We start from the raw sequence: 4,496 nt of genomic DNA on the forward strand, positions 1-4,496 counted from the left end.
GATTATAAGTGAAAGCATAAATATCAAAAAAGAAGTTAAACTCAGGTAATTGTCCCTTTAGTGATATAACAATTTTGAAATCACGCCAACAACTGGCTTTTAGCAAAAAAAACGAAATAATAAAATGAAGTCTATAAAATACCTCATGTTAGTGATAACAGTTAAACTGCTCCTGATTGCGAATCTTTTATCTGCACAGGTTGCTATAGAGCCGGTAATTGCCGGAGATTTTGCCGATCCATCCATCATCAGGGCCAATAACCAGTATTATGTCATCGGTACTTCTTCCGAATGGGCACCACATTTCCCTATCTATACTTCTAAAAATCTACTCGATTGGAAGCAGACTGGGTATGTTTTTGAGCATGCACCCCAATGGACTTCGGGTTCGTTCTGGGCACCGGAATATGACTATCATGACAAAACCTATTTCATCTATTATACCGCAAGGCGAAAAAGCGACAACGTTTCGTGCATTGGCGTGGCAACTTCTAAATTTCCAGACCGGGGCTTTGTAGATAAAGGCGTAATAATCGATTACGGTAAAGAGTCGATCGATGCATTTGTTTATCTCGATGGTGCTACAAGATACATTACCTTTAAAGCATATGGCCTTGATAAGCGGCCAATTGAAATTTTGGCCTATAAACTTTCGCAGGATGGTCTTCACATTGAGGGAGAACCTTTTTCCCTGCTTAAAGATGAACAACGCATTGGTCTGGAGGGGCAGAGTATCCTGAAAAAAGATGGATATTACTATCTTTTTTATTCTTCCGGAAACTGCTGCGGCGCGCAGTGTGATTATAATGTTAGGGTAGCGAGATCAAAATTATTTGCCGGACCATATGCGCTTTATGAGGCCAACCCCTTATTGGCAGAGAATGCGTACTGGAAATGTTCTGGGCACGGTACTTTCGTAAAAACAGCAGATGAAAAATGTTATTACCTCTATCACGCTTATAATAAAAACACCAATGTTTTTAGCGGCAGGCAGGGCATGCTGGCGCAACTGGTGTGGCCACAAAACAACGCATGGCCGGCACTCAAAGCGCAAAGTGGACCAAACATTAATAATGATCTGAAAATTACCTTTACCAAGCCCGATATAGATAAAAAATGGCAATGGGATTTTAGGAACTCCTCTCCGAAAATTTCACAGCTAAATAGTCAGATCCATTTATCGGGCAATATTAAAAAAGATAATTTAAGCGGAATCGCATTAACCGTTAGACCGGTATCAGGTGTTTTTGAAGTTACAGCAACAGTTAACAACACAAACGATGCCTTAAAGGGCCTGGTGTATTATGGCGATGCCAATGCTGCTGTAGGCGTGGGGGTAATTGGAGATGAAGTAGAATTTTGGAAGGTAGACAATAAGGGCAGAACTGTGCTCTCGAAAACAAAGATATCAGCAAGAGGCCAGGTAGAACTTAAAATGAAGGCCATGGCAGATTCAGGCCTGCTGGTGTTTTTTAAGCAAGGAGATCAGGAATGGCAAAACCTTCCCTCAAAAGAAAAGGTTACTGGTAATTTTTTGCCACAATGGGATAGGAGCCCTCGTATTGGTCTTCATTTTAAAGGAAATCCAGCGCAAAGGGCCTCTTTTTCATCCTTTGAATTAAAGTATTAAAATTGATCCAGTTGATGAATGTATAGGTTTATTAACTGGATCCAGTTTGTATGCTATAGGCCTTTATAGGAAGTTAGTTTTTCCCTTTCCAGTCTACAACCTTTAGCTCATCGCCGACACAGATAATTCCCGATTGCTGATGAAGCAGATTCTGGCCAAACATGATTTTTTTACCTACCGTACGGTAGCTGGCCAATGTTCTTAATGGTTCCTGCCCTTTTTCACCAGTTTGCTGATCGATGGTAATGAGCACGCATCTGGCACATGGTTTTACGGCCGAAAACAATACATCACCAATGTGAAAGGTTTTAAAACTATCTTCAATATGTGGCTCCCCGCCCGTAAAAACAAAATTTGGGCGGAAACGGTCCATTCGTATTGGATCGGCGAGCTTTTCATTAAGCCCATTGAGCGACGATTGGCCGATAAGCAGGCAGGGATAACCATCGGCAAAACTAACCACTTCATCATTCGAAGCATAATCCCGATCGACCAATCTTTTTTCGGTTAAAGGCATTTTTACCAATCTAACCTTAAATTTTAGGAAATTGGAGAACCAATCGCTTACTGTTTTATTTATTTCAAGTGCAGTGGCGGTATCGTTCCATATTACAACAGATAACTGTTCTCCGGTATCTTCATCCAAAGAAAATGATATGTTTTGCTCAGGTAATGTTTTATGGGAAACAGTTAATTTACCATCCCCAATATTCACCTGAAGCATTGCCAGTTCAAAATGTTTCCGTTGGGTAATAAATATACCTTCCGCATCAACAAGCATCCATCTTCTGTCATATTGCAGGCCTTTTTCTTCAAGATGTGCTTTTTCAAGCCGGATACCGCCCAGAGATTTGATAGGATAAATATTGATTTCAGAAAGGATAAATTTGCTCATGTTATCTGCAATTATAAAATTTCGATGTTCTTCTGTTCAAATGCCTCAAATATCTGTGCATTGATCATGCTTCTGGTTAAGTCGGCTTTAGAAATATCCTTGCACCAGAAATAAATATTGATGGTACTGTTCAGCTTACTCACCGGGCTGATCATAATAATAGGTTCTTTGCTGATAAAAACATTGCTGTTCTCTATAATAATTTCCCTGATCAGGTTTACCACTTCAGTAGAATTAAAGGGCTTTGCAATCAATAAAGAAATATCTACCCGCATCTGGTTGTTACTCAGCGTCCAGTTGATGATGTTGTTCGATAAAATAGAACCGTTAGGGATAATAATTTCGGCGCCTTCGTCGCTAAGTAAGGTACTGGAGCGTACGCCGATTTCCTTTACTCTTCCTTTTTTATTGCTCAGCTCCACAATGTCGCCAATTCGGATGGTTTTATCAAAAATTAGGATAATCCCCGATACAAAATTGCTTACAATATTCTGTAAGCCCAACCCAATTCCAACACCCAATGCACCAAGAATAACCGTGATTTTATCAATTGGCAGTCCGGAGGCAGCAACAGCGATTAAAAAGCCCCCAATTAATAACACCAAACGGGTTACGAGTAATTTCGAACGCTCTCCTTTGTTATCATCAAAACTGTCATCGCCTGTATCGCCAAAGAAATAAGCAATGTATTTCTGCAAAAAGTTGGCAACCCAGATAATGCCCAAAAACAATACGATGCCGCCAAAGGTAAAAGAGAAGTTGCCTATGGTTCTTTTTTCCGTGAGGATTTCCATTACCAATTCGTATAGTCCGTTAAAAATATTCAGGTTGGTGGTAAATATTATAAACCAGATAATGGTAGCACCAATGCCGGTTAGCCTTTTAAGTCCGGTAATTACGGGCTGCCAATCAAAATACTCTGGAAATCCTTTACGGATCCTGCTGCTTTTCATCTGCAACAAAAAGGCCTCCACCAATACTTTCGCCAGGATGGTTAGCGATATGGCATTTAAGAGCGAGCTTACCCCAGTAGAATAAAAAATCTGCGTGAGGGTAAAGCGGCCAAATAGATTACAAAAGGTGGCAATGATGGCAAAGCCAACGTAAATAAAACCCGTAGTGAGGATCATTCTGTATCTTTTGGTTTTCTCATCAAGCATTTTCCATACCATAATGCCATAGGCAACGGAGCTGATGGTTAAAAACAGCAGCAGCCAGCGCTGGTATCTTGGTGGCATACCCAAAAGGCGTAAAAAAACCGGAGCAAGAAGAAGTACCACAAATATGCACCAATAGTAAAATAACTTTGAGCCTAGCTTTTTACGGAAAAATACAGTAAGCAAAATGGCCAGTATAATCTCTACAGCTTCTATGTAAAGTGCAGGCGCCCTCAGATCGAATATAGGGGCCAGTGCAAAGAGCATGATAAAAGTAATTAAATAAGGCTGCGGACTAACAAGTGAAAAACCATCAAGGGTTTCTAAACGCCCCCGCTGTTTTACGCTTCTAAAATTGAAAAATACCCAAAAGAAGAATATGGTACAGGTAAAAAGTAATAACAATCGGCTGCTTCTGGTGTACACAAAATAATAGCCCGATATTTCTTGTTCTCCTTTAATAAACCTTCGGAAGCCCATGCTTTTATTGGCCCGTCTGTTTACTGTTTCCCACAAATAACGGCGCTCTTTACCAAAAGCTTTAATGCTTACAGCATCGAGCTGACTATCGGTAAGGTACATCAACTCTTTAATATTGATGAGGTTAGAAGAGGTTCTGGCCTGCAGGTTGTTGATTGATAAAGTAGTCGTTTTCAGTAGACTATCCATCACTATACGTTTCTTCTTTAACTCTGCAAACTGCTCTTTAAACATAACCTGTATGGCAGGTACCGTAAATACTTTAATCAGTACGGTATCTTTACGCAGGTTAAGAATCTCTGTTTTTAAAGCCCGCAACTCCTTTTCATATTCA

General features: G+C 40.2%; 3 protein-coding genes. 1 reads left to right on the plus strand and 2 read right to left on the minus strand.

Going from position 1 to position 4,496, the window contains the following annotated elements; all coding sequences use genetic code 11:
* Positions 1 to 124: 124 nt before the first annotated feature.
* Entirely contained in the window at positions 125 to 1,630 is a 1,506-nt protein-coding gene (locus AC1DPQ_RS18795) for a glycoside hydrolase family 43 protein (RefSeq protein ID WP_477610519.1), read from the plus strand.
* A gap of 73 nt (positions 1,631 to 1,703) precedes the next feature.
* Here AC1DPQ_RS18795 and AC1DPQ_RS18800 read toward each other — a convergent pair whose 3' ends face one another.
* Complete coding sequence (locus tag AC1DPQ_RS18800; protein ID WP_477581948.1) at positions 1,704 to 2,525, minus strand: MOSC domain-containing protein; 822 nt, start codon at positions 2,523 to 2,525, stop codon at positions 1,704 to 1,706.
* 11 nt (positions 2,526 to 2,536) lie between these two features.
* Positions 2,537 to 4,496 (minus strand): mechanosensitive ion channel family protein (locus AC1DPQ_RS18805; protein ID WP_477610520.1); only part of this gene is annotated, 1,960 nt, incomplete at its 5' end.

It is taken from the genome of Pedobacter sp. 01T416_2 (assembly GCF_056398925.1).

Coding starts and splice junctions, on each gene's coding strand:
- AC1DPQ_RS18795 (WP_477610519.1), top strand. CDS start 125: ATGAAGTCTATAAAATACCTCATGTTAGTGATAACAGTTAAACTGCTC.
- AC1DPQ_RS18800 (WP_477581948.1), bottom strand. CDS start 2,525: ATGAGCAAATTTATCCTTTCTGAAATCAATATTTATCCTATCAAATCT.